Source organism: Acidocella sp., from assembly GCF_052326845.1.
Taxonomy (GTDB): Bacteria; Pseudomonadota; Alphaproteobacteria; order Acetobacterales; family Acetobacteraceae; genus Acidocella.
This window is the reverse complement of sequence record NZ_JBKQJR010000023.1, coordinates 1-23,608: the sequence shown is the minus strand read 5'-3', so window position 1 is coordinate 23,608 and position 23,608 is coordinate 1. Positions and strand designations below refer to the sequence as shown.

The 23,608-nt window shown below is 59.8% G+C and carries 15 protein-coding genes, 1 tRNA gene and 6 pseudogenes; 8 read left to right on the top strand and 14 right to left on the bottom strand.

All coding sequences use genetic code 11. The annotated features are described in order from the left end of the window. Window positions 1–353: 353 nt before the first annotated feature. Window positions 354–863: an NUDIX hydrolase gene (locus ACLPJJ_RS01700; RefSeq protein ID WP_443589007.1), complete on the bottom strand. Its 510-nt coding sequence runs from the start codon at window positions 861–863 to the stop codon at window positions 354–356. Window positions 864–1,188: 325 nt separating this feature from the next. Between ACLPJJ_RS01700 and ACLPJJ_RS01695 the strand changes: the two genes are divergently transcribed. Then, window positions 1,189–1,346, top strand: a tRNA-Met gene (locus ACLPJJ_RS01695). Here the strand turns inward: ACLPJJ_RS01695 and ACLPJJ_RS01690 are convergent. Continuing rightward, window positions 1,303–2,451 (bottom strand): recombinase family protein, encoded by a 1,149-nt coding sequence (locus ACLPJJ_RS01690; protein WP_443589008.1) that lies wholly within the window; start codon window positions 2,449–2,451, stop codon window positions 1,303–1,305. The genes ACLPJJ_RS01695 and ACLPJJ_RS01690 overlap by 44 nt on opposite strands. Beyond that, window positions 2,346–2,996: a recombinase family protein gene (locus ACLPJJ_RS01685; RefSeq protein ID WP_443589006.1), complete on the bottom strand. Its 651-nt coding sequence runs from the start codon at window positions 2,994–2,996 to the stop codon at window positions 2,346–2,348. Before ACLPJJ_RS01685 ends, ACLPJJ_RS01690 begins: the two co-directional genes overlap by 106 nt. A 699-nt stretch (window positions 2,997–3,695) precedes the next feature. Between ACLPJJ_RS01685 and ACLPJJ_RS01680 the strand changes: the two genes are divergently transcribed. Together ACLPJJ_RS01680 and ACLPJJ_RS01675 are read left to right on the top strand one after the other, a co-directional pair. Then, a complete protein-coding gene (locus tag ACLPJJ_RS01680) occupies window positions 3,696–4,085 on the top strand; it encodes a hypothetical protein (protein ID WP_443589005.1) in 390 nt (129 codons plus the stop codon). After that, on the top strand, window positions 4,067–5,626 hold the full coding sequence (locus ACLPJJ_RS01675) for a relaxase/mobilization nuclease domain-containing protein (protein ID WP_443589003.1): 1,560 nt from the start codon (window positions 4,067–4,069) through the stop codon (window positions 5,624–5,626). Before ACLPJJ_RS01680 ends, ACLPJJ_RS01675 begins: the two co-directional genes overlap by 19 nt. 27 nt (window positions 5,627–5,653) lie before the next feature. On the opposite strand, the gene ACLPJJ_RS01670 is transcribed toward ACLPJJ_RS01675, so the two are convergent. Next, window positions 5,654–6,910, bottom strand: coding sequence for a Y-family DNA polymerase (locus ACLPJJ_RS01670; protein WP_443589002.1), 1,257 nt, complete (start codon window positions 6,908–6,910; stop codon window positions 5,654–5,656). Window positions 6,911–7,151: 241 nt separating this feature from the next. Here ACLPJJ_RS01670 and ACLPJJ_RS01665 point away from each other — a divergent pair, with 241 nt between their 5' ends. Then, window positions 7,152–12,869: a hypothetical protein gene (locus tag ACLPJJ_RS01665; protein WP_443589001.1), complete on the top strand. Its 5,718-nt coding sequence runs from the start codon at window positions 7,152–7,154 to the stop codon at window positions 12,867–12,869. A 49-nt stretch (window positions 12,870–12,918) separates the two neighbouring features. On the opposite strand, the gene ACLPJJ_RS01660 is transcribed toward ACLPJJ_RS01665, so the two are convergent. Next, entirely contained in the window at window positions 12,919–14,628 is a 1,710-nt protein-coding gene (locus tag ACLPJJ_RS01660; protein ID WP_443589000.1) for a Hint domain-containing protein, read from the bottom strand. A gap of 137 nt (window positions 14,629–14,765) precedes the next feature. After that, a complete protein-coding gene (locus ACLPJJ_RS01655; protein ID WP_443588998.1) occupies window positions 14,766–14,996 on the bottom strand; it encodes a hypothetical protein in 231 nt (76 codons plus the stop codon). A 204-nt stretch (window positions 14,997–15,200) separates the two neighbouring features. Here ACLPJJ_RS01655 and ACLPJJ_RS01650 point away from each other — a divergent pair, with 204 nt between their 5' ends. Continuing rightward, window positions 15,201–15,494 carry a transposase gene (locus ACLPJJ_RS01650; RefSeq protein WP_443588997.1) on the top strand — a complete coding sequence of 98 codons (294 nt, stop codon included), beginning with the start codon at window positions 15,201–15,203 and terminating at the stop codon, window positions 15,492–15,494. 133 nt (window positions 15,495–15,627) lie between these two features. On the opposite strand, the pseudogene ACLPJJ_RS01645 reads toward ACLPJJ_RS01650, so the two are convergent. From ACLPJJ_RS01645 to ACLPJJ_RS01635, 3 genes and pseudogenes are all read right to left on the bottom strand, one after another. After that, window positions 15,628–15,944: pseudogene (locus ACLPJJ_RS01645) on the bottom strand (N-6 DNA methylase). A 47-nt stretch (window positions 15,945–15,991) separates the two neighbouring features. Further along, window positions 15,992–16,381, bottom strand: coding sequence for a type I restriction-modification system subunit M N-terminal domain-containing protein (locus ACLPJJ_RS01640; protein ID WP_443588996.1), 390 nt, complete (start codon window positions 16,379–16,381; stop codon window positions 15,992–15,994). 254 nt (window positions 16,382–16,635) lie between these two features. Beyond that, window positions 16,636–16,956: pseudogene (locus ACLPJJ_RS01635) on the bottom strand (hypothetical protein); the annotation flags it as partial. A 27-nt stretch (window positions 16,957–16,983) separates the two neighbouring features. Here ACLPJJ_RS01635 and ACLPJJ_RS01630 point away from each other — a divergent pair. Further along, the gene (locus ACLPJJ_RS01630) at window positions 16,984–17,289 is read left to right on the top strand and encodes a hypothetical protein (RefSeq protein WP_443588995.1); all 306 of its coding nucleotides are present in this window, start codon (window positions 16,984–16,986) and stop codon (window positions 17,287–17,289) included. An 18-nt stretch (window positions 17,290–17,307) separates the two neighbouring features. Here the strand turns inward: ACLPJJ_RS01630 and ACLPJJ_RS01625 are convergent. The 3 genes and pseudogenes from ACLPJJ_RS01625 to istA all read right to left on the bottom strand — a co-directional run. After that, window positions 17,308–17,556: pseudogene (locus ACLPJJ_RS01625) on the bottom strand (AAA family ATPase); the annotation flags it as partial. A 10-nt stretch (window positions 17,557–17,566) separates the two neighbouring features. Beyond that, window positions 17,567–18,361 carry an IS21-like element helper ATPase IstB gene (gene istB, locus ACLPJJ_RS01620; RefSeq protein WP_443588994.1) on the bottom strand — a complete coding sequence of 265 codons (795 nt, stop codon included), beginning with the start codon at window positions 18,359–18,361 and terminating at the stop codon, window positions 17,567–17,569. Then, window positions 18,351–19,918, bottom strand: a pseudogene (gene istA, locus ACLPJJ_RS01615) (IS21 family transposase). Before istA ends, istB begins: the two are co-directional and overlap by 11 nt. Window positions 19,919–20,251: 333 nt before the next feature. Between istA and ACLPJJ_RS01610 the strand changes: the two are divergent. After that, window positions 20,252–22,123 carry a HAMP domain-containing methyl-accepting chemotaxis protein gene (locus ACLPJJ_RS01610; protein ID WP_443588993.1) on the top strand — a complete coding sequence of 624 codons (1,872 nt, stop codon included), beginning with the start codon at window positions 20,252–20,254 and terminating at the stop codon, window positions 22,121–22,123. Between the two features lie 84 nt (window positions 22,124–22,207). Here ACLPJJ_RS01610 and ACLPJJ_RS01605 read toward each other — a convergent pair. Continuing rightward, window positions 22,208–22,414, bottom strand: a pseudogene (locus ACLPJJ_RS01605) (IS3 family transposase); the annotation flags it as partial. A 363-nt stretch (window positions 22,415–22,777) separates the two neighbouring features. Here ACLPJJ_RS01605 and ACLPJJ_RS01600 point away from each other — a divergent pair. Next, a complete protein-coding gene (locus ACLPJJ_RS01600; protein WP_443588992.1) occupies window positions 22,778–23,521 on the top strand; it encodes a site-specific integrase in 744 nt (247 codons plus the stop codon). Here the strand turns inward: ACLPJJ_RS01600 and ACLPJJ_RS01595 are convergent. Next, window positions 23,506–23,608 (bottom strand): annotated as a pseudogene (locus ACLPJJ_RS01595) (tyrosine-type recombinase/integrase); the annotation flags it as partial. The gene ACLPJJ_RS01600 and the pseudogene ACLPJJ_RS01595 overlap by 16 nt on opposite strands.

Genomic DNA, 23,608 nt, shown 5'->3' with positions numbered 1-23,608 from the left:
ATGACGCTGGAAACCATGGCGCCTTTGAGCGATACTCCCCACGTCAGCTTGCCAGAAATGGCAGCCTGACAACGCAGCCAATGCTGCTCAGGAAACCGCTCCTACACCACGCGGTGGGGCACGATCTTGTATCAAAACTGAACAACAAGAACGGAGACTTTACCGGAATTTTTGAAGGTCCTCTGAGAACGCTCACTCGGCCCGGTCTAGGGACCGGATGCCGTGACAGCACTAGCGAACACAACATGGCGCGAGGGCGAATATGACCAACATGATACGTTTTGCCGCGTTAGCCGGGTGCGTCGTGTCGTCGTGCCGCGGCGTTCTGGTGTCGTGTCTGGACGGCTTGGCGACTATGCGTCGGACTTCTGAGGTGCCCGTTCATTGCTATCCCGCCCGCTAGCAGCGAACGCGGCGATCAGTGCCCTCAACCCGTCCTCGTCCACTGAAGCTATCGCGTCATCGGGCGTGAACCAGCGAGCTTCCCGCTGGTGAAACTCGGGCCAAACCTGGTCCTGACCTCTGACACGTAATGCGAAAACGCTCACTTCGCAGGGCACCACAATGGCTTTGGCGTCGAGCAGCTTGCTGTATACGTAGCTGCCAAACGGCTTGCTTGCAGCTTTGCCGTAGACGCCCGCTTCTTCGTATGCCTCGCGCTCGGCCGCTTCGTGCGCCTTTAGCCCTTTGATTGGCCACCCCTTGGGAATAATCCATCGCTTTGTCCGACGGCTCGTCACCAAGAGAATTTCCAAGCCCGCCGCCTCAGTCACGCGGTAGGTCAAGGCGCCATATTGTAAGCGCCTCTCTGAACGCTCTGCCGTCTCGTCCTTGGAAAGCTTCTTCGGGTTATTTGTAGGCATCCGCCCATCTTCCTCAACTATAGAACGATGAGCAAGTAGAAAAGAATATGCAGGGTAGCAGCTATACGGCGTTTCCCACACGAGCTTGCCCCGGCGACTCCTTCAGGAACGCCTCGATAATGTGCCTCACGAGTGGTGTTGACTGTAGATCGCAAGGGGTTTCGGCGCCTATCGGCGCGCCGGCCATCATATTTGGCTGCGTTTTATAGGGTCACGGCGTGACGCCGATTCACAGTGAATGTTCGAGGGCCCAGGTTCTTCGATCCCGCTGCGTTGCTGTATCGCTCAAGCGGTATTTTTTGTGGAGGCAGAGCAGTTAGGGCACTTTGGGGTGAAAAAACGAAAAATGAAGGATTTTTTAGTGCATTTATTAGGGCATATGGCACATGGCTTCTAAATATCAAAGAACTCATTTGAGAAAAGTTAATTGTTGTCAGGCTCATAACCTGAAGGTCGTCAGTTCAAATCTGGCCCCCGCAACCACCGATAGTTGACTCCCGGGAACAGATCGTGACCGGGAGTTTTTACTGCCTGAAATTCCAGGCAATTTTGCGCTGTCAGGCGACGCGGCCAGCGTCAGGATCATCGCCAGATCGCCATGCAGTTCGGCCGCCAAGCCGTCCGGCGCGCCGGCGTCGGGGGTGAGCACCACCTTCTCAATAAGATTGCCGAGGCTCTCGGCCGCCTCGGAGCGGATCGTCTCGTCGTTCAACGATGCCTGCAGGTTGGCAACCTTGGCCGCATAGAGCGCTGCCGCGTTCGGATGCAGGCGTACGGTGTTGTCCGGTGCCGTCGTGGCGGCGAGCTGATCCTGGACCTGCTGCTTCTCCACCTCCAATTCGACGAGACGCTGCTTCAGGCTATCATTCCACGCGCCATCTTCGATCGCCCGCAGCACGCCTCCCAGCTTGCGCCGAACGGCTGCCATCTGGGGTTGCAGCCGGGCTTGGGTGCTGCTGGCTTCCCGCTGTCGGCGGGTAACCTCGTCTTCGAAGGTTCTGACAAAATGCTCGACCAATTCGGGCGTGAGCATCCTGCTCTGCAGTGCCGCCAGCACCCTGGCCTCGATCCGTTGGCGGTTGATGGTGATGTCGTTGCCGCAGGTGCCTTTGCTGCGGTGCGTGCTGCAGCCGAAGCGGTCCTTGCCAAGAACGGCATAGGGGGCGCCGCAGCAGCCGCAATGTAGCAGGCCACTGAGCAAGAATTTGCGCCGGTGCACGCGGTTTAGCGCGTTGCCGGTCTCGTCCTTGCCCATCTCGGTGCGCACCACCGCCTGCCGGGCTTTGACCTGCTGCCACAGTTCGTCGTCGATGATCCGCAACTCGGGCACGCACGCGATCTCGTGCTGGTCCATGGGATTGGGCCGGGCGACGCGCTTGCCGGTGCTGGGGTCCTTGACGTAGGAACAGCGGTTCCAGACCAGCTGGCCCGTATATAAAGTGTTGTTCAGGACGCCGGTGCCGCGATCCGCTTGGCCCCTGATCATGGTGTCGCCCCACGGGCGTCCACCTGGGCCGGGGATGCCCTCTTTGTTGAGCTCAGCGGCGATGGTGCGCGGCGCCTTGCCGGCGGCGTAGTCGCGGAAGATCCGCCGAACGATCTCGGCCTGCTCCGGGTTGATTCGCCGTTCGCCGGCTTCCTGACTGCCTGGGGGGGAGGGACGGCATCATACCCGTAAGCCAGCCCGCTGGGGATCTTGCCGGCTCGGACGCGGCCGAGCTGCCCGCGTCTGGTCTTTTGGCCGAGATCGGTCAACTGCAGTTGCGCCATTGTGCCCATGATGCCGATATGGAGCTGCGTGACCTGGCCAAGGTTGACAGCGTGCAACTGCACGCGGCGGAAGCTCAGTTGGTCAAAGCAGTGGGCAACATCGGACAGGTTGCGCCCAAGCCGGTCGATAGCCTCGGTTACCACCACATCGAAAGCGCTGGCCTGGGCGGCCTGCATCAGGCGCTGATAGCCCGAGCGCGTGAGGGTGCTGGCGCCACTCGCGGCCGCATCGTCATAGGTGCCGGTCAGTGCCCAGCCTTGCCGCTCAATATAGCGGCGGCAGACTTCGACCTGGTCGGCAATGGAGGCCGAGCGCTGCTGGTCACTGGAGTACCGGGCATAAATCACCGCGCGCGTGGGCATTATAAACTCCGGGGATAGGGCGGGGCGGCAGGGTAAACATAAAACCGGATTGCTGGGAACCTTTTTTATTTGAGATTCGATCCGTTTTTGGCCGGCGGGGTATCATCGGCGTCCGAGGAGAGCGTGAGCCGGACGTTGGGCGCAGGCTGACCAAGATGATTGGCGACAAACTCAACGGCAGCCGCGCGAGCCAGCAGCTCAACAAGGGCTCGCAAAGCCTGTTTGCCAGTGCCAGCCTGTAAGCCAGCGAGACCAAGACCAAGACCTGGAGGCGTGGCCTCTGAAGGGGAGGCAGCTGAAATGAGCTCAGACGTTATTGTCTGAGCCTCATATCCGCAGCGCTCCATAGTGGAGTGCGATGTGCGTTTCTTTGCCACGCCATTTGTATAAGAACGGCGACAGAGGAACGCATAGAAAAATCGTGTTTTGAAAGATCCAGCAAAATTCCAGATACATTCAAAATGTAAAAAAGCAAAAAAAGCGCTCGAAATGCACCTGATACAAGCCGCAACAAAAATAAAGGTAGAAAATATTAGGTGGTATGCGGGCTATCTACGTATCGTCGATTTATGAACTATTGCGACAAACAATTGTTAGCCAGCCATATCACCGTATCCGCGCAAGCGCGGGGTGATAGCTGGCCAGGAGGCTCCGCCCCCGTGGACCCCCGTTGGCCCGTCGGCGCCATGGAGGCTGAATATGCCTCGCAGCGGTTCTGAAAAGCGCAAGCTTACCGGACAGGTGCTGGTGCGCCTGACGGCCGAGCAGCAGGCCGCGGTAGCGACCTACGCTGTGGCTGAACAGGTGTCGGCGGCAACATGGTTGCGGCGCCTCATTGCTGATGCGCTAGGCATTTCTCCTGGGCCTGTAACCACACGGGGGCAGGCACCAGAGCTGGTGCTGGAGGTGGCACACCTACGCGAGGTCGTCGCAGAGTTGTGTGGTGCGCTGGTTCAGGCTGCCGTGGCCTCCCGCAAAGATGGCCGCCCTGCTGAGCATGCCGCGATCGAGGCGCTGATTCCAAGCATAAAATCCGCCGTCCTGGAGCTCGACAAGCTCAAGGAGAAGTTATGGCCACGGGCGCGGTAATTAGCGGGGCAACACGTGGCCGTGGCGGACCGGCGCTGGGTCGGCATCTGGCCGATCGCCGCCGTGCTCGCCAGAACGAGGAAGTGCGGCTCGGCGCCACCAGGGGCGTTGTTTCAGAAGATATTGAAGCGGCCATCGCCGAGTTGACACGGATCGCTTCACACGCGCGGTCGAAACAGCCGCTCTATCATGTGCATCTGGATCCCGAGTTGCCATGGACCGAGCAACAGCATGAACGCTATTGGCAGCTCCTTGAAGAGGAGTTTGGCTTTCAGAACCAGCCCTTCGTGGAAGCCATCCATATCAAACATGGCCGGGCACATGATCACCGTGTCTATTCCCGCGTTCGCCGGAATGGAACGGTCATCCCGCTGGATTGCGACTATGCGCGGCGTGAAAAGCTCAGCCGCGTCGTCGAGGTCGAATTCGGTGGCCGCCATATTGCTGGCCGACATAATTGGGCGGTTTCCGCGGCCTTAAAGAAAGAAGGCAGGCTTGAGGTTCTCCGGTCCATTGAAGCCGCAGGACTGACAACAGTCGCGCGCCCAGTCGCCGACGTGACACCTGGTGAGCGTCATCAATTTGAACGCACTGGCATGGACCCGCACGTGATTGCTTCCGTGGCGCTTGCCGCGTGGCAGGATACCGCGTCGGGCGAGGATTTTGCCGCCACTCTGGCACGGCAGGGGCTGCGGCTGGCTATGGGCGATAAAGTGCCGGTGCTTGTTGACCTTGCTGGCGGTGCTCACAGCCTCACGCGAATGATCGGTATGGCCAGTGCTGCCGCCGGCACGAGGATCAAAGCCAAAGAGGTTCAGGCGCGGATTGCGAACCTCAAACTACCTTTACATCACCCCTTAGGAGCCGCCCCCCATGCCGAAAACCAGAATGCCGGCGCTGCCAGCTTGGACACCCAAGATTATCGTCGACCTTCTGAAACAAAAACCCGGCGCCACAGCCGATTGGCAAGAACATCGTCAGCTGATCGTGGGGCGAGTGGACGGCTTCGGCTTGACCGCGCCATAGTCAGCGACTTTGCACGCGCTGAACAACACCGAGACGTTGAAAACTCTCATGGAGCAATTGGTGACGCCCCGGCCAGGGGAACGCACCAACCTGGAAAAAATTCTTTCATTGCTGGAGGCGATCGCCAAATCAAACGGGCAGCTCCTCAAAGGCCAAGTGGCTCTCGACGAGCGGTTGGCCGAGCTCGAGCTGCAGATTGCCGACTTGAAGGCATCCTTGATGAACCAGAATTCCAGCAACAAATCGACCGCATCGTAGCCTGGACTGCACTGCTTGACCCAGGTTCCGCTTTGCGACAACGCGCCGAAGAGGCCAGGGTGGAGATGATGCTGAATGAGCCTGAGTTCAGCCCCGCCATTAGCGCCATTGAGGCGCTCGCGCTGTGGCTGGTTCGCCTATTGGCTTGGTTCATTGGTTGTCTGTTCGGCCTTACGGCCAAACATGTAGAGCATGATGTCCAGATGGTGGAACCGCTGACGGTCGAGGAGCCTTCATACTCGGGACCAGCGCCATGATGGACACGACATTCTTTCGCCAAGGCGCTAAAACGCCTTCGCGACCAGCATCTCCTTGGCCCGTGTGGTGTAGCGTGGCGAGTGCCGCGCCTGCCGCCCCGCCCAAGCCTTGAACATGCCCGTCGCCGCCGGGTGCAGCGTGCCACGGCCAAAGCGGGCGTTGACGGCATCGAGCGCCGCCATCGCGCGGGCGGATTTCTCGACATCGCGCGTGGCGAACATCCCCGCTTGCTTCCTGGCGGGAGCCAATTCGCCCAGCATGACGCCCGCCTTGAAGTAGCGATAGCGAGGCCGCCAGAAGGCCCGGAGAAGCCGCACGGCGTTGCCCACCAGGGCGAGCGTATCCGCCGTCGGCTCAATCTGCGCCGCCCTCGCGCCGCTGTACCAGTCGTCGCCATTATGCGGGCTGGTGTGAGCGAACACCGAGAGATGTCCAGCCTCCAGCCCTTCGCCGCGCAGTTTCTCACCGGCGCGGGTGGCGAAGGCCGCTACGGCCTCGCGCATGTCGCCCCAAGACGTGACCAACCGCCCGAAGGAGCGTGTCACTGCGATGGCCTGGCGCGGCGGTGGCATCAGCGTGAGGGGCAGGCAGCTCTGCCCGCGCAGTTCGGCCTGGACCCGCGCGCCGGTCACGGTGAGGATGTCGCGCACCTGCTGCGGCTCCAACTGCACAAAATCAGCGATAGTGGTGATGCCGAGGCGGTTCAGCTTCTCCACGGTCTTGCCGCCGATGCCCCAGACCATGCTGACGAGCAGCTCATCATACCAAATGGCTCGGGCGGCTTCGTCGCGCAGGTCGCACACGCCGCGCAGGGTAAAATCGTCCTTGGCGATGCGGTTGGCGAGCTTGGCAATGGTCTTGCTCGGCCCGATGCCAACGCAAGTGGGGATCTTGGCCACGCGCCGCACCTCGTCGCGCAGCCGCCGGCAGAACGCCTCCAGGTCGGTCATCCCAGCGAGGTCGAGGAACATCTCGTCTATGCTGTAGGGCTCCACCTGCGGCACATGGGCGGCCAGCACCTCGTACATGCGGCGGCTCATATCGCCATAGAGCGGGTAGTTGCTGGAGCGCCATTCCACGGCCTTGCACTCGGGGCGGCGCTGGGCGAGGTGCCAGGGCTCGCCCATCTTGATGCCGAGCGCCTTGGCTTCCTTGGTGCGGGCGGTGGCACAGCCGTCATTGTTGCTCAGCACCACCAGCGGCACGCCGCGCAGCTCGGGTGCAAAGGCCCGCTCGGCGGAGCAGTAGAAGCTGTTGCCGTCGATCAGGCCAAAGACCGGCATGGCTTACACCTCTGCCTCATCTCCGGCCACGGCCACCGGCTGGGCATCGGAGCGCCCTGATTGCAGCCACCATTGCCCGTGGCGATAGGCGAGCTGGCCAACAAATTTATCCACCGTTAGCCAATTTCACCCATCATTGTGTTGTCTTCATCGTACCAAAACGGTTGTTTTTCAGGAGTGGCGACATGCCATCAATCGTCTTTGCTGGCTTGAACGTTAATAAAACGCTACAGGCATCGTTTTGACCAGCGCTACGGTCAGCGGTGCCGCCACCTTGGCCTTAGGCACGATTATCGCTGCGGAGACCCTTGCCAATTACACTACGCTTTTGGTGCCGGCCGGCGAAACCATGGTATCGCCGACGCTTGGCTACGACAACCTGATCACCGTCGAGGCGGCTGGCGTGGTAACAAGTCCAAGCCTGACCAACACTAGCGACACTATTGTGGTGCTGACTGGCGGCCAGGTGCTTGACCCATATCTGGGGTGGAATAGCACGATCAATGTCGATGGTGGCCTGGTGTCCGGCGCCGTCACCGAAAGCGACAATGTGCAGCAGCCCAACCCCCTGCTTATCGTCAGTGCCGGGGGGCTAGTTTCAACATCGACACTGAACGCCGGCAGCGATCTGGAGATTGATTTCGGCGGCACTGCCATGGACAATCAGATCAATTATGCCGCCGACATCCTGATCTATACCGGTGGCACGGCCAATGACACCACGCTGAAAGCGGGCGCCGCCGAATTGATCTATGCGGGTGGCGCCGACAATAACGCCACGCTGACTGGGGGGCTGGGCGTTGGCACCACGGTCAATTTGGAGTCATTTTCAGAAGCCCAGCAGGATGTGCTGTTTGGCGGCCTAGCGAATGATGCGGTGGTGGGTACGGCGGGCGAGCAGTTCGTTTTTGACGGCGGCACCGCCACAGGCACCACCTTGCTCAATGGCGGTCTCGCATTCGCTTATGATGGCAGCACATTAATCGATCTGAATGTCGAATCCGGCGGCACTGCCTTGTTGAATGATGGCGCCAGCCTAGTAGGGGCGAGCGTCGCCGCAGGCGGCTTGCTGGTCGAAATGCCAGGCGCTGTTGCCGCCTCGGTCAACGGCGCCGGTGAGATCGTCACTGCCGGTGTCGTTGTTGAGACGATGCCAAGCTATGCAGACGTCAAAGCGCAGGTCAATTATCTTGGGGTGTCGGCCAGCAGCAACTGGATCGGCGCTGGCCAAGAGGAATATGTGCTCCCTGGCGGCACGCTGAGTAATGCCGGCGTCGCTGCCGGCGGCACACTGACCATTTTTTCTGGCGGCACGGTAGCGACGGGATGGATCAGCGGACTTGCGGTCGTTGATGGCGGTACGGCAAGTGGACTGAATTTGACCGGCGGCGATGCCGACGTCATCGCTGGCCAAGCTGACGGCACTGCCATTGGCGTGGGCGCGACGTTGGTGGTCGATGGCGGTCTGGCCAGCGGCACCAATATTGACCCGTCTGGCACGGAAATTGTGATATCTGATGCCATTGGCGGCAATATTTGGAGTGGTGGTCTGCTGGAGGTCCAGGCTGGTGGATTTTCCAGTGGCATCGTAATCCAAGGTGGCGGCTTGGCCATCGTCGCCGCCGGCGGCACTATGACGGATACCAGTCTGGTTACTGGCGGGTTCCTGGTGGCCATGTCTGGTGCCACGGTGGATAATGCCGGGGCGATTGATTTCAATGGTGGCGTGTTGGCGCTTAATGAGGCGGAGGGCAGTTTCACGTCCACTGCCAGCGCTGGTGACCTTACAATCGGCAATGGACAGATCGACCTTATTGGCTCCGCCACAGCGGGTACAGTGACCGTGACGGACGGCGGCACGCTGATGGCGCTGGCCGGCGCGACCATGGCCAGCGTGATTTTGGACGGCGGCATACTTGATGTAACCGACAGCGTTAATATCGGTAGTGTTACAATCGAAGTTGGCACGCCCGGTAGCTTCACGAATGACGCCAGTGTTGATGTTTCTGCCCTGTTGAATGCCGAACTGGCGTCGGTGCCGGACGGAGTCAGCATCACGGTCGATTTCAATCCCGGCGATTATGGATTGGCTAGTACGGTGTTGCTCCCCTCTGATGTGACGGTGACCGGCACTGATGCCACCGTCGGCGCGCTGAACGACAATGTCGGCGCGCTGTTTGAAAACGCCAACGAGTATCCTACAGGCTTCACCTACACTTTAGCGAACGCCACCGGAGGCTTTTCGACGATCGCAAACGGCGGCGGTCTGGCCAATGTTGACACGGTGTACAGCGATGGCACGCTGGCTATTTATCCAGAATTTCCAATTAGAACTACAACATTCTCAAGCTATGTGCCGTCCATAGTCACTGAAAGTAATATCACGATTGAGGGCATGACCTTCGCCGCAACCGGCAACATCGTCGTGAACGGCACGACGGTGGCGGCGGACGGCACAATGTTCGGCAACGCCACCCGGGCGAGTTTCTTTAACGACCTGTTCAACGTCGACATTCAGAACAACGTCTTCATCGGCGGCAGCAACGCGGTGGCGATGGTCAATACCGAGAACGTGGAAATCTCCGGCAATCTGGCTGTCGGCGCCGGTACGGGCTTTGATAATTGGTCTGGGCCTTCCAATCTTAACATCGCCGATAATGAAATTTGGCTGTTCAATGAGGCTGATGTCTATGCGGGTGGTGTGGCCGTCCAGATTGATGCTAATGCCCAAGACCAGGCATCAGATCCCGGCGTCAATAGTAATGGTACCGCGGTCAATAATGGCGTCATCGATAACCTCATTTCCGGGTCGGCGACGGCTGCCGCCTTGGCGACACAGATTTCGCCCCTCTTCCCTTATGGCATAACCACATTAACCAGCGTCACCCAGCAGGGCAATATCGACAACGCGCTTGGCGCCACCACCGGCGGCTACTATTCCGCCGATGTCTACGACGCCATTGAAGAAGACAATGTGCTGGCGCAATCGGCCGGCAATACCGATCTTGGTATCTGGCAGGCTCTTGGTATTTCCGGCGGCGACCTGATTGGCAATCTGGTACTTGACCAGAGTGCCTCCACTTCCGGCCAGATCATCGGTATCGATGACAGCAAGCCCTACGCCGTTGACAATGCCGTCATCAATGCCAGCACGTTTGACGAGACCGCCGCAGGGCTTGGTGCCATTGTCATTAGCGGTAGCCTGCTGGTGGGTAGCGGCATACTGTCGGCGCTCGATATCGGCGCACCGCCTGATTTGGTGCTGGATAGCACCGGCGGCACCATTGCCTTGGACGGCACGCTGGCGCCCTTCATCATTGACAGCCTGGCCTCGGACAGGCTGTCAATCACCTTGACCACGCAATTTGGCAGTCTGGTGACCGTGGGGAGCCTGACTGGTGCCAGCACGGCAACCGTCAATGGTGAAACCGCACTGATCCTGACCGGCGATCTGGACAGCGTCAATCAAGATCTGGCCCAACTCGGCTATGCCGCCAGCTCCAGCGGCCAGGACGATAATATCGAGATCACCGTCACTGACCTGACGGCACAGTTGACCGATACTCGCTACATTCCAGTACTGTTCAGCGATCTCATTCCAGCCGATCCCAGTGGCGTGACGACCTTGGCCGCCGGCTTTATTGCCCCCCCGGGCTCTACGGGCGGCGTGACGCTGACCGGCGAAACGATGATCGACAATGGCGGCAGCAACACCATCACCATGGGAAGCCTGGCCAGCCTGGCCTTCCTTGGTAACGGGCAGACCACGCTGTTGGGCGGCTCACTGCCAGAGGATATCAGCACGGGCGTGGGATCGGCAACGCTGGATCTGCTCGGCAGTGGTGATATCACTGTCGCGGGCGGGGCTGGCGGCATGGATGTCGATGCTAAGACTAGCATCGCCAGCGTTGCCGATCTGATCGAGGCAGGAACGGGAGACACCTCGATTACTGCGGGCGCCGGCGCGATGACTGTGATCGGTGGCCTTGGCAACATGACCTATCAAGGCGGTCAAGGCACTACCTATCTGACCACGCTCCCGGCGGACGGCGGTGCCTTAACCGCCGATCTGGGCAGTGGCGATGCCACGGTGTTTGCCCTCTCGGGAGCCGATATCCTTACCACCGAAGTCGGCACCAGCAATCTGCTGTATTTCGGCCTGGGTGGCGACACCGTGGCGGCAGATGGCGCCGACCTAGTGATCGGCAATACCTTGACGTCGAACGGCGACGATTCGATCTCATCTGGGGCCGGCGGGCTGCTGATCACTGCGGGTGCCAGCGCACAGGATAGTATCAATGCCGGCATTGGCGGCCTGGTGTTCGAGGGTGCCTCCGATACCGCTCCCGTGCGAATCGTCTCTTCACAAGCCGATGCACTCGGCGCGTCGATCACCCTTGGTTCTGGCGGTGGCGTCATCACCCTGGCCGGCGGGCTGAATTTCATCCAGACCGGCGCCAATGCCAGCACCAGCATGATGCTGGGCGGTCAAAGCTGGGTCGATTCCAATGGTGATGATGCTATCACTGTTACTGGCAGTGCCACGATCAACGCTGGCGCTCAGGCGAGGGACACGATCAACGCTGCTAGTGGCGATGTCGTCTACAACGCGTCACTTGGCGGCTCAGTGATCTTCAAGGGGGGCAGCGGTGCTGATACTGTCAATCTTGGTGCCAGTGCGGGTACCGTGATGGGAGGTTCCGGTACTGTCGAGGTGCAGGCTACGGATGATGATTTTCAGATTACGCTAGGTGCCGGCAGCTACAGCCTGGACGACATGCCTGGTGTGAATAGGATTGCTGGTAGCTATGATACTGTGGTGGCTGGCGGCGATACGGGTGTAAATACTTTGTTTACAGAGGCTGGCGGCTCCGCCGACCTTAGCATCACTGGAGGTGCTTATGTGCTGAACATGATGCCCAACGGCATTATGCTTGGTACTGCCAGTGTTGATCTGCAAAGTGGCGCGCTTACGGTTGACACAGCATCAGGACTTGCCACCTCGGACATCACCATTGCCGGTAGTGCCAGCCTTCAGGTCAATGGCCAGATACAAGGTAATTATGTTGATCCTGGTATGGCCACAGTTTCCGGCTTGTTCACTTCAGCCACGCTCGTCACCGGTCAGATGCCAGGGATTTCCGCCGACTTGAGTGGCTCTAATGATCATGTCAATCTAGCCGGCGGCATCAACACCGTCAGTATCTTTAGTGGAAACGCTACCATCAATGCTACCGACAATGCCACCGTCTCAGTATTCTTATACGGGACGAGCACGCTTGATTTCATCAATGGCTCGTCGGCGGCGCAGACCGTCCTAGCCGGAGGTGGCGGCGCGGTGACCGCCTTTGGCGGGATGGGCGGCGGCCTCTACGTCGGCAGCAGTACTGGCAACAATTCTTTGACCGGCGGCAGTGGTCTGGTGACCCTGGTCGGCGGCGGTAATGGTGACGTGCTCACAGCAACTGGTAATGGCCTCAATTCCTTGCCGAATGCAAACACCCGCAATATTTTATATTCTGGTGCAGGCAACGAGACGCTTCTCGCCAGCTCCGCCACGGGTAGCAATATCTTTTATATTTCCGCAGATGCTGGGAATGATATGGTTTCAACCGCCGGTGCGGGCGAACAGACCTTCTTTCTCTCCGGCGGAACAGCCTGTAATACAACCATTACCGGCGCCGCTGCGGGATCTCTATATAATGTCTACGACGTTAGTAATGCAGGTCAGAGTGGCGGCTCCTACACTATCACCAACTTCGACAGTGGTGCGCCATCAATCATTTACCTTATTAACGAGAATCATACTGGCAATAATTCCATACCCATAGTTGGAGCCACCAATCAGTCAAACGGCGTCCTGATCACACTGGGCAATAGTACCACGATAACGCTGCTCGGAGTAAATACCTCTGATCTTCACTACTTCAATAGCGGTGGCATCACGGGGATTTGTTAAGTTCAGGAAGCTCAAGTATAATACTCAGGACTTATCTAGACTTCCACGCCTATGCGGCCCTGACGTGGGCAGAGGCTAGTTCAAAACCGTCGGCACGGCGGCGGATTGTTATTGCGCCCGATGGTAGCGTCAGCGGCATGTCGAACGCGTGAGAGCCGGAGCCCAGCCCGGCGCGGCGGAGGTCTTCGCGGTAGGCATTAGCCAGAAAGCGCATGACGATGTGTCCGTTGTACAAAACCTCCAACTCCACCGGGGTTTCGGGCGCGTTTACATCCTGGGCCCAGCCGCGCAGGCGGGGTGAGGTTTCATCCAGGCAGCTGCGCAGGGCACCGAGCGCCGTCACGGGGGGAATTCCGGCCCGGCCGTCGATGCGCGCCTTGATTTGGGCTAGGTAGTAGCCCTCCTCCACGCGCGGGCGGCAAGCCTCGACGCCTGCGCCGGGTGTACCAATGCCAGTGTGGAAGCGCTCCCGGCAGCCGGCATCGAGAAAACTCTCCACCGGGGTGTTGTGGGCAAAAATGATGTCGTGGCTGTCCAGCTCGATGTGGAAATACTCCACCAAGCCTACGCTCTGCGCCTGAGTGATGGAGACACCGTTGACAAGGCGCCAGGCATGGATGAGTACGCCGCCCTCGCAGATGGCGTGATCGGGGGAGATAAAGAGGTCGCGCGAGGGGATGTTAAACCCGAGTGCATGGCGGCGGATGCGTACCGGCAGGGCCAAATGGTTGCCGGCAATGAAGCGGCCGTCATAGCTGCGCGTGCCGATCCAACTTATGGGCCGGAACCCATTATGCGCCGTGCGCACGAGGTCGCCGATGCGCAGGCGTTCCACAGGCACGTTGCCTCGTGCCGTGGCAATGCGCGTGCCCCTACAGAAGCAGGGAGCGGCGCCTGTCGTGATGACGGTGTCCGCACCCCGCTCGCTGGCGCTGATGGCTTGCACATTCCCGGTGATGTCGAGGGTGATGGCCGAGCCGAGACTTTGCAGCACCAGCCCCTCGCCGGTGACGTAGCTCAGGCCCGTGAAATTGAAATCGTCGATGACGATCGTGTCACCCGCGACGAAGCCTGAGATTGTTTGGCCCGCGGCCAGCTCGGCTATGCTGCCTTCAAGGGTCCAGGTCGAACCAGATGCAAAGTCAATCGTCTGGAAGCCGGTAAAGCTGCTCCCCATGTCCAGACTGCCGCTATTGTGCTGGCTGCCGACATCGCCCGCAGCCAGCACAAGCGTGCCTGAATCCATGCCATTAACAGTACCGTCGAAGACCGCTCCCGGCGTATCGATCACCGTCATGCCACCGGCCAACGACGACCCGATGACAGCGCCTATGACGGTACCCTCGTTGATCAGCGTCCCCTCACCGCCGATCGTAAGTGCCGTGAGAGGACTCTCAATGACGCCAGTATTGATGAGCGTGGTGAGGCCGATGCTAACGGCTTCACTGCTAGCGGTAATTTTGCCGCTGTTGAGAAACACGCCATCTAAATCATTGACGCCAATACTGCCGCCACTGATTAGCCCCATATTGGTAATGTCGCCGTCGGCAAGGGTGATCAAGCCATCGACAACTCCCGAATTGGTGATGCTGCCCTCGGTAATGGTTACATATCCTGTCAGTGTTCCGGTATTGGTGACATTGCCCTGGTAGAGGAGTTGGATACCAGAGACGGTGCCGGCATTGGCGACGGCATCGCCATATAGAGCGTTGCCATAAATGCTTGGGACCACCCCCGTGCTGGTCACGGTTAGCTGCATGCCGTAGCCATTCTGACCAAGAGTTATTCCACTATCCAGCGTCGAGGAGATCAGCGTCACTAAGCTAGTGGGGCTTGTTGTAGTGGTCATGCTCGAAATGACTCTCCATGGGTGAAAATAACCCTTAGTTACGGCCGTTATACAGAATCAAAGAGCTTTTCCTGAACTCCGGTTTGCCTTCTCTTTCTATCGGTGGATAGCTCTACCGGGTTTGGGTTGTTGTTATTACATTGAAAATAACCCTCAACCAAAGCGGTGTTGGCGCGCAGAAAATCAGCGTCTTGATTTTCCCCCGCTAAACGAGCCCGCTCTTCGAGGTTTTTGAAGTGACGTAGTGCCATTTCGAGTTCAGAAGCCTTTTCTTCCACGGAGTTGTCTCCCGGACAGGGTTAATCGAATTTCTAACCAAAAGTTCAGTGATAATAAGTTGCAATCTCAGGTTGTTGACATCAAGTAAACTTCCCGTGAAGGGAGAGTATTTTTTAATAACCGTATGTGGCAACCTCAAATTGATTTTGTCCTTGCCGGACGTCTCCCTGGCTGACAGAAGCTAATCGGTGAAGCGGCATTGGATGAAGGACGGCGTAAAGGCTCGGTATACGCTTGAGTTCAAGCAGGAGGGTGTCCGGCTTGTACGTGGCGGCGAGACTGTGTCGACAGCGAATCGCCTGATAGGTATGCCGGTGCAATTGCTGGACAACTGGCTGAAGGCGGAAGCTGCGGGCGTATTGCCTGACGTTTTGGACAAAACTCTGACGGCGGAGCAGGTGGAGATGGCGCGGTTGAAGGCCGAACTGTCGCGGGTACGCATGGAGCGGGGCATTCTAAAAAAGGCGATGGCATGCTTTGAGAGGGCGGCGCGGTGAGGTATACCCTATCCTAACGTCAGGCTCACTCCGGTTGCAGTGTCAGATTAAGGTCAAACGCCAGGCGCTAGGCAGGCTATTTTGGCGCAGAAGTCCGGTACATAGCTCAAGCATGGTTTACGGCTATCCGGGGTTAGACGGCGAGCTGGCCGATGCGGCCGCCATGGGCTTCCAAGAAGCGTTCGGCCTGCACGAACATGCCGCCCGAGCCGCAGCACGGGTCGTACACTTGGCCCTCGACACCGCGCGCCGGGTCGGGGAAGGGCTCTAGCATTTCCACCAGCACGCGCACGACGGAGCGGGGGTGTAGAACTCGCCGCCGCGCTTGCCCTCGGAGCCCGCGAAGCCGCCGAGGAAATATTCATACACCCGGCCCAGCAGGTCGCGCGCCTTGGCACCCTCGACGCCCAAAGCGATGCCGGAGATGAGGTTGATGAGCTCGCCCAGCATCACCTTGTCCAGCGCCGGGCGGTTATAGTCTTTCGGCAAAACCCCTTTCAGCGTGGGGTTCTCGGCCTCAATGGCGGCCATGGCATCGTCGATGAGCTTGCCGATGGTGGGCTGTGGGGCACGTTGGCCTCCAGATGCGACCAGCGGGCCTGCTTGGGGACCCAGAATATGTTCTCGCCGATATACTCGTCGCGGTCCTCGGCGGCGGCCGGGTCTTCGCGCAGCAGGGTTTCGTGCCGGGCCTCGAAGGCCAGGGAGATGTGGCGGAGGAAGATGAGGCCGAGGACGACGTGCTTGTAGTCGGAGGGCTCCAGGTTCTTGCGCAGCTTGTCCGCGGCGGCGAAGAGGTCGCGCTCCAGGGCCAACTGGCCCTCCGGGGCGGGGTTTTGCGCCGGTGTGGTGGTTTCGCCCGATTTGCGCGGCCGGCCTCGTGCCATCGTATCCAAGTCTCCGGTTTTACTGACATACATCTGTTGGTTACCTCATGGAGCAGTGATTGCAACTCTTGCGAAGCGGGCGGGGCCGTTATGGTTAAGCCAGCGCCAGCCCAGCCCGGATGATCTCGCCCACCTCGTCGGGAGTCAGGACGATCCTGTCCACCAAGGCGGCAGCGAGTTTTTTCCACCACAGGCTGATGCGCCGCAACGATCGCCTTGACGGCCTCGTATGCCTGGTCGAGCCGGAGCCGCACCGCCGCTTCGGTACCGGGCCGCATGGCGAGCTGCGCCTGGAGTTGCTCGGTGTTGTCCAAGTCCGTCCAGGTCAGCCCCGTCGACCCGATGCAATAGGATGCCTCTGCCATGGCGGCGAGTCGCGTTGCCTTGGCGAGGTCGCTATGCGCGGGCCCTCCAGCACCGGCCGAGACCTCGCCGCAAATGATCTCCTCGGCGGCGCGGCCGGCGAGCGCGAGCATCAACATATTGTCCACGCGCGTAGGTGTAATGACGCGCTTGAACGCGGCGCTGAGGGCTGTCTGCCCCCCGTGGCCAATCATCAATGATGGTGGCGCGACAGGATTTTGCAACGTGGCGATCAGCGCGTGCCCGGCTTCATGCACGGCGATGCGATACAACTCCGCAGGATCGTGCTCGGCGGTCTCGCCGACAATTTCGTGCAGAACATCCTCAAACACGATTTCCCGTCGCGTCGCCCGAGCCGTCCGCCGCGCCCGGCGGACCCACGCCGCCACATCCGCTCCCGTATGGCCGATGGCCAAGCTGGCCAGCCGCGCCAGATCCGGCTTTGGCAACGCGGCACCGAGGTAAACTGCAAAAATGCGCTCCAGGGCGGCAGTATCAGGAAGTCCGATGTTGATTTCCCGGTCCAAACGGCCAGATCGTTTTAAAGCCGGATCAAAATTTCTGAGATAATTCGTGGCGCCGATGACGATCACGCCTTCGCGTGCCGCCGTGCCGTCCAACTCCTCGAGCAACATGTTGATGATGCTACGCCACCATTCACCATGCTTGGAATCGTTTTCGCGGCTGCCAACGGAGTCGAGCTCGTCGATGAACAGGATCGACGGCGCGGCCTTGCGCGCTGCCCCGAATGTTGATTTCCGCTGAGATCTGACCCGGGAATTCCATCGAGATTTGACCCGCCCATAGTTTATGATTTGAGTTTCATGATGGGGTCAAGGCTGGATTTTTCTCCTTTCGTTTTTGTGGTTTCTGCACGGAGCTATTTTTGAACCTGAAGCTGTCATTTCCGGTCTCCAGGATATGGCAGTGGTGGGTGAGGCGATCGAGGAGCGCGGTGGTCATTTTGGCGTCGCCGAAGACGGCGGACCATTCGCTGAAGCTCAGGTTGGTGGTGATGGCAACGCTGGTGCGCTCGTAGAGTTTGCTGAGCAGGTGGAACAGCAAAGCGCCGCCTGAGGCACTGAAGGGCAGGTAGCCGAGTTCGTCGAGGATGACGAGGTCGGCATGGATGAGGCGACTGGCGATCTGCCCGGCCTTTCCTTGCGCCTTTTCCTGTTCGAGGGCATTGACGAGTTCGACGGTAGAGAAGAAGCGGACACGCTTTTTGTAGTGTTCGACGGCCTGCACACCGAGCGCGGTGGCGATGTGGGTTTTGCCGGTGCCTGGGCCGCCGACGAGCACGACATTGTCCGCAGGCTCGATGAACTCGCAGCGGTGCAACCGGCGAACCAGCGCTTCGTTAACCTCGCTGCTGGCGAAGTCGAAGCCGGCGAGGTCGTGATAGGCCGGGAAGCGGGCGGCCTTGAGCTGGTAGGCCATGGAGCGGACCTCCCGCTCGGCGGTCTCGGCCTTGAGCAGCTGGGAGAGCACGGGGATGGCGGCCTCGAAGGCCGGGGCTCCCTGCTGTGCCAGTTCGTCGACGGCCTGTGCCATGCCATGCATCTTCAGGCTGCGCAGCATGATGACGAGGGCGCCGGCGGCGGGATCATGACGCATGGCGGGCCTCCTCAGATTGGCGCAAGCTATCGTAGCGCTCGACGTCAGCCTTGGGTTCATTGGCCAATGTCAGTGCCTGTGGCGCGGTGATGACCGGAGGCGGAGCCTGTTTGCCGTCGATCAGCCTGTGGAGCCGGTTGATGATATGCGTCTTGGACGGCACGCCGTCCTCCAGCGCCAGTTCCACGGCCACCAACACCGCCTGCTCGTCATGGTGCAGCACCAGGGCCAGGATCTCCACCATCTCCCGGTCACCGCCAGGACGGCGCAGGAGATGTTGCTGCAGCCGCTTGAAGGCAGCGGGCAATTCCAGGAACGGCGCACCGTTGCGCAAGGCGCCCGGCTTGCGCTGGATCACCGCCAGATAGTGGCGCCAGTCATACACAGTGCGCCCTGGGCCGTTGTGCGTCCGGTCGATGATGCGCGGATGCTCGCAGATGATTTGCCCCTCCGCCGCCACCACCAGCCTGTCGGGATAGACCCGCAGGCTGACAGGCCGGTTGGCAAAAGCGGCCGGCACGCTGTAGCGGTTACGCTCCAGGTGGATCAGGCAGGTCGAGGAGACCCGCTTGGTGTGTTCCACGAACCCATCGAACGGGCGGCCCACAGGCATGAGGCTCTCAACCTCGCTAGCCCAGACATCGGCAATGGTTCCCGGCTCGCTGCCATGCGCGGTCTGCTCCCACAGCTCCCGGCAGTGCCGCTCCAGCCAGCCGTTCAGGGCGTCCAAGCTTTCGAACGGCGGCATGGACTGCCACAGGCGGTGGCGTGCATCCTGGACGTTCTTCTCAACCTGCCCGTTCGGCCTGCGCCCCTAGAACCTGTGGCGGGGCGGGCCGAACCCCAGCCGGCGGCCCGATTACAGAACTCGGCCTCGAAGAGGTAATGGCTGGTCATCGCCAGGAAGCGGGCGTTGACGCTGCGCTCCTTGCCACGGCCGACCTTGTCAACGGCGGTGCGCATGTTGTCCTAAATCCCGCGCCGCGGCACGCCGCCGAGCGCCTGGAAGGCGTGGTTATGCGCGTCGAACAACATCTCATGTGTCTGCAGCAGATAGGCCCGGACGATGAACGCCCGGCTATGCGACAGTTTGGTGTGCGCCACCTGCAATTTGACGCGGACGCCACCGATGATCGCAAAATCTTCGCTCCAGTCGAACTGGAAAGCCTCGCCAGGCGCAAAGGCCAAGGGCACGAAGGTTCCCCGGCCGGCGGTTTGCTGCAGCCGTTGGCACTCCTCCTTCCAAGCCCGGGCAAAGCCCGCCACACGATTGTAGGAACCGTCATAGCCAAGGCTGACGAGATCACCGTACAGCTGCTTGACCGTCCGCCGCTGCTTGCGCGGCCGGCCAGCTTCACGGCGCAGCCACGCCGAAAGCTTCTCCGCAAAAGGATCAAGCTTGCTCGGGCGGTCCGGTAGCTGAAACTTCGACTCAATCACATCAGACCGAAGATATTTGCGGATCGTGTTCCGCGACACGCCTGTGCGCCGGGAAATCTTTCGGATCGGCACATGCTCACGCTTATGCCACCGGCGGATAATGCTCAAAAACGCCATGTCCAACACTCCGTTCGCCCCCGCCAGTTCCAGACGGGGAAACAGTCAAACATGGGTCAAATCTCAGTGGAAAAATCCGGCCTTCCCGGGTCAGATCTCAGCGGAAATCAACACTCCTACGAAATTCAAAACAGGGAATTACCAACAAGATTCATTCTCATCTCGGAGGGGGCGGACTTCAGACGCGAGCGCCATTGCCTGTTGCGAAAGGGAGTAAGCCCCGCGAGGTTCGCAGTGGTGGTAAGAAGAAGCTAACCATCCGTTAATAACTGTAAGTTAGAATGGTAGCCATCAATCGACTTATGATATCTTAATACCGAGGGCTATACGATAATGTTCGGAATCAATGATATTTCGATCCGAAACAAGTTTATTTTCGCGTTTTCGTCGATGATGCTATTCACGGTTGGTCTAGGCTGCTTCACGATCACGCGCATAAATCTGCTGACGTATAATGCGCAAAGCTTGCATGAGAATGTCAGGGATGCAGCGCCACTGCCAATCATGGAGAGGGATGCTTGGCAGCTTTATAGTTTGGCAGTTATGGCCCATGCGGTATCAACTGGTGACAGCGCCACGCTGAGTGGCCTTCCAGCTGATGAGAAAGACAATCTCGCGGCTGCTGAAAGTCATGCCAAGGAGGAGTTCGAGACACAGTGGAACCTCTACGTTCCGACGATGAATCAGGGGCGGGAAACCATGGATGGGGAGGCATTTTCAGCAGCCTTCGAACAGCTGGACTCATTGGCTGAGCAAGCGGCCTCCCTAGATGATGCCGGCAATCATGATGCCGCCGGAAGCCTGGCGCTGAAAGACATGAAAGTTCAGGAAAACGCCTTCGAAGATGCGATCACCGATGATTACGCCTATCAAAAAGCTCAAAATGAGGAGTGGAACAGCCGGGTGAAGCAGGCCGCCACCGCCAGCATCTGGTGGATTATCGGCGTTGTCGTTGTCATGCTGTCTGGCGCCCTTATTGTTGTCACCTATCTGATTCTCGAAGTCGTGACGCCTCTCATTCATATGGCGGGTGCCATGCGGAAGCTCTCCAGCGGCAACCTGAACGTCAAGATACCTGGCCTGGGCCGCGGAGATGAAGTCGGTGCTATGGCTTCGTCCATGCAAGTCTTCACGGAGAACGCCGAGACCAAGGCTAAGCTGGAGGCCGAAGCCGACGCCTTTCAAGCTCAGCTTGACCGGAAAGTCAAAGACCTGACGGCGGCGTTTGAGGCCGCTGGGCATGACCAAAAGGATGTTGTTGACGGTCTGGCGGTCGCGCTTGCGGCTCTGGTCCATGGCAACCTCGTAGGACGTTTCTCTGCCAATGTAGCCGAGCCTTACAGGGCGCTGAAAGCCGATTTCAACGCCGCAGTTGAAACGCTGGAGAGAACCATTGTCGAGATCGCTGCCAACACGCAGCATGTCCGGGGCGGCGCCAACGAGATCAGGCAAGCGGCCGATGACCTGTCCTCGCGGACTGAGCACCAAGCTGCCGCGCTGGAGCAGACCGCCGCCGCGCTGAACCAGATCACCGAGACCGTCCAGCAGACCGCGGAAGGCGCGGCGAAGGCGAACCAGATCGCCGCCGACGCCAAGGCTGATGCCGAGCATTCCAATGAGGTGGTTAAGGAGACGGTCGAAGCCATCCACGGTATAGCGACATCCTCCAAGCAGATCGCTGAAATTATCGGGCTGATCGATGAGATCGCCTTCCAGACCAATCTGCTCGCTCTGAACGCGGGGATTGAAGCCGCTCGCGCGGGGGATGCGGGGAGGGGCTTTGCCGTTGTCGCCACCGAGGTGCGGTCCTTGGCGCAACGATCGGCTGAGGCCGCAAAGCAGATCAATGCCATTATCTCTTCGGCGGGGCAGCGGGTCGAGGCGGGCGTTAAGCTGGTTGATGAGACAGGGGCGGCGCTGGGCCGGATTATCGACCACGTGGCCCAGCTCAGCACCATCATCAACGAGATATCCGCAGCGGCGAAGGAGCAGGCGGCGGGCATGAACGAGGTGAATTCGGCTGTCAGTCAGATGGACAAAGTCACCCAGGAGAATGCAGCGATGGTGGAGCAGACCACCGCGGCCAGCCATAGCTTAGCCCAGGACGCGGATGAGCTGGCTGTGCTCGTCGGGAAATTCAGGGTGAGACGCGCCGCCCCGGCGAAGGATGCCGACACTACGGCCATGCCAGCCCTGGCCGGTTGACCCCAGACAAAGGACAGCTTGTGGATAAGCAACTTATCCGATGACCGCCGGGTTTGAGCTGCTGCCGGTTTCGTGGACAGTAAGTTAAGCTAGCACGGCCTTGGCTTCGAATTCCATGGGGCTGAGATAGCCTAGCTTGGAATGGCGGCGTCTCGGGTTATAGAAGCGCTCGATGTTGTCGAACACATCGGCCCTGGCATCGTCGTGGGTGCGGTAGGTTTTACGGGCCGTGCGCTCGTTTTTGAGCGAGGAGAAGAAGCTCTCCATTGCCGAATTGTCCCATACATTTTGAATAGGCGCCAAACTGTGACCCCGCGCCTGCTCAAATCAACCAATTGAAAACATTGGCTGAATCAGGATTTGTCTAGGGTCCCGATTGGCGCCGATCGTGCCCCCCGCCAGCGAGCCATTTCGTCCATTATATCAAGAGCTTGTACAGTTTCCTGCCAGGGTCACGCTTCGGCGCTTATTCACAGCCACCAGCACCAATCCCGCGCAAGCGGGTTCGTACATGGGCCGAAGAACGAACCCGCTATCGCGGGACGGGTGCTTGTGGCGATGGCGGTGGCTTGGTTCGGCTCAGCGGTTTTTGTTGAGCGTTTAGGCGGCCCGCTCTGAGGATGATGGCTTCTTCCATCCCAGAGGAGCCATCCCATGACCAAGCCTGTTTTGCCATCGTCGCCCACTGATCTGCGCCAGCGGATGATCGAGGACATGAACGTGCGCGGGTTCTGCGCCAAGACCCAGCACGACTATCTGCGCATTGTCTCGCGCTTCGCCGTCTTCCTGGGGCGTTCTCCGGGCAGCGCGACGGCCGAGGAGGTGCGGCAGTTCCAGGTCGAGCAGCGTGAGGCCGGGATGCCGCCGCCGGCGATGAACAGCCATGTCGCGGCGCTGCGATTCTTTTTCACCACCACGCTCGACCGCCCGGAGCTGTCGTGCAAACTGGTCCGGGTCTCGTACCCGCGCCGGTTGCCGATGGTGCTGAGCCCCGATGAGGTGGCCCGGCTGCTGGCGGCGACCACCTGCCTCAAGCACCGGGCGGCCTTGTCGGTCGCCTATGGCGCCGGGTTACGGGTGGCCGAGGTCGCCGCCCTCAAGGTCACCGATATCGACAGCCAGCGGATGCTGATCCGGGTCGAGCGCGGCAAGGGCGGGCGTGACCGCAACGCCATGCTTTCGCCGGATCTGCTGTCCCTGCTGCGCGACTGGTGGAAGGAGGGGCGGCGCCAGGGGGTGATGCAGGCCGACGGCTGGCTGTTCCCGGGGCAGACCCACGCCAAGCCGATCTCGACCCGGCAATTGTCGCGGGTTGTCGAGGAAGCGGCCAAGGCCGCGCAGATCAGCAAGCACGTCAGCCCACATACGCTGCGGCACAGCTTCGCCACCTTGGTGTAGAGCGCGGTGTTCTCCAGCTTGGCATGGCCGAGCAGCACCTGGATGACGCGGATGTCGACGCCATCCTCGAGCAGATGGGTGGCGAAG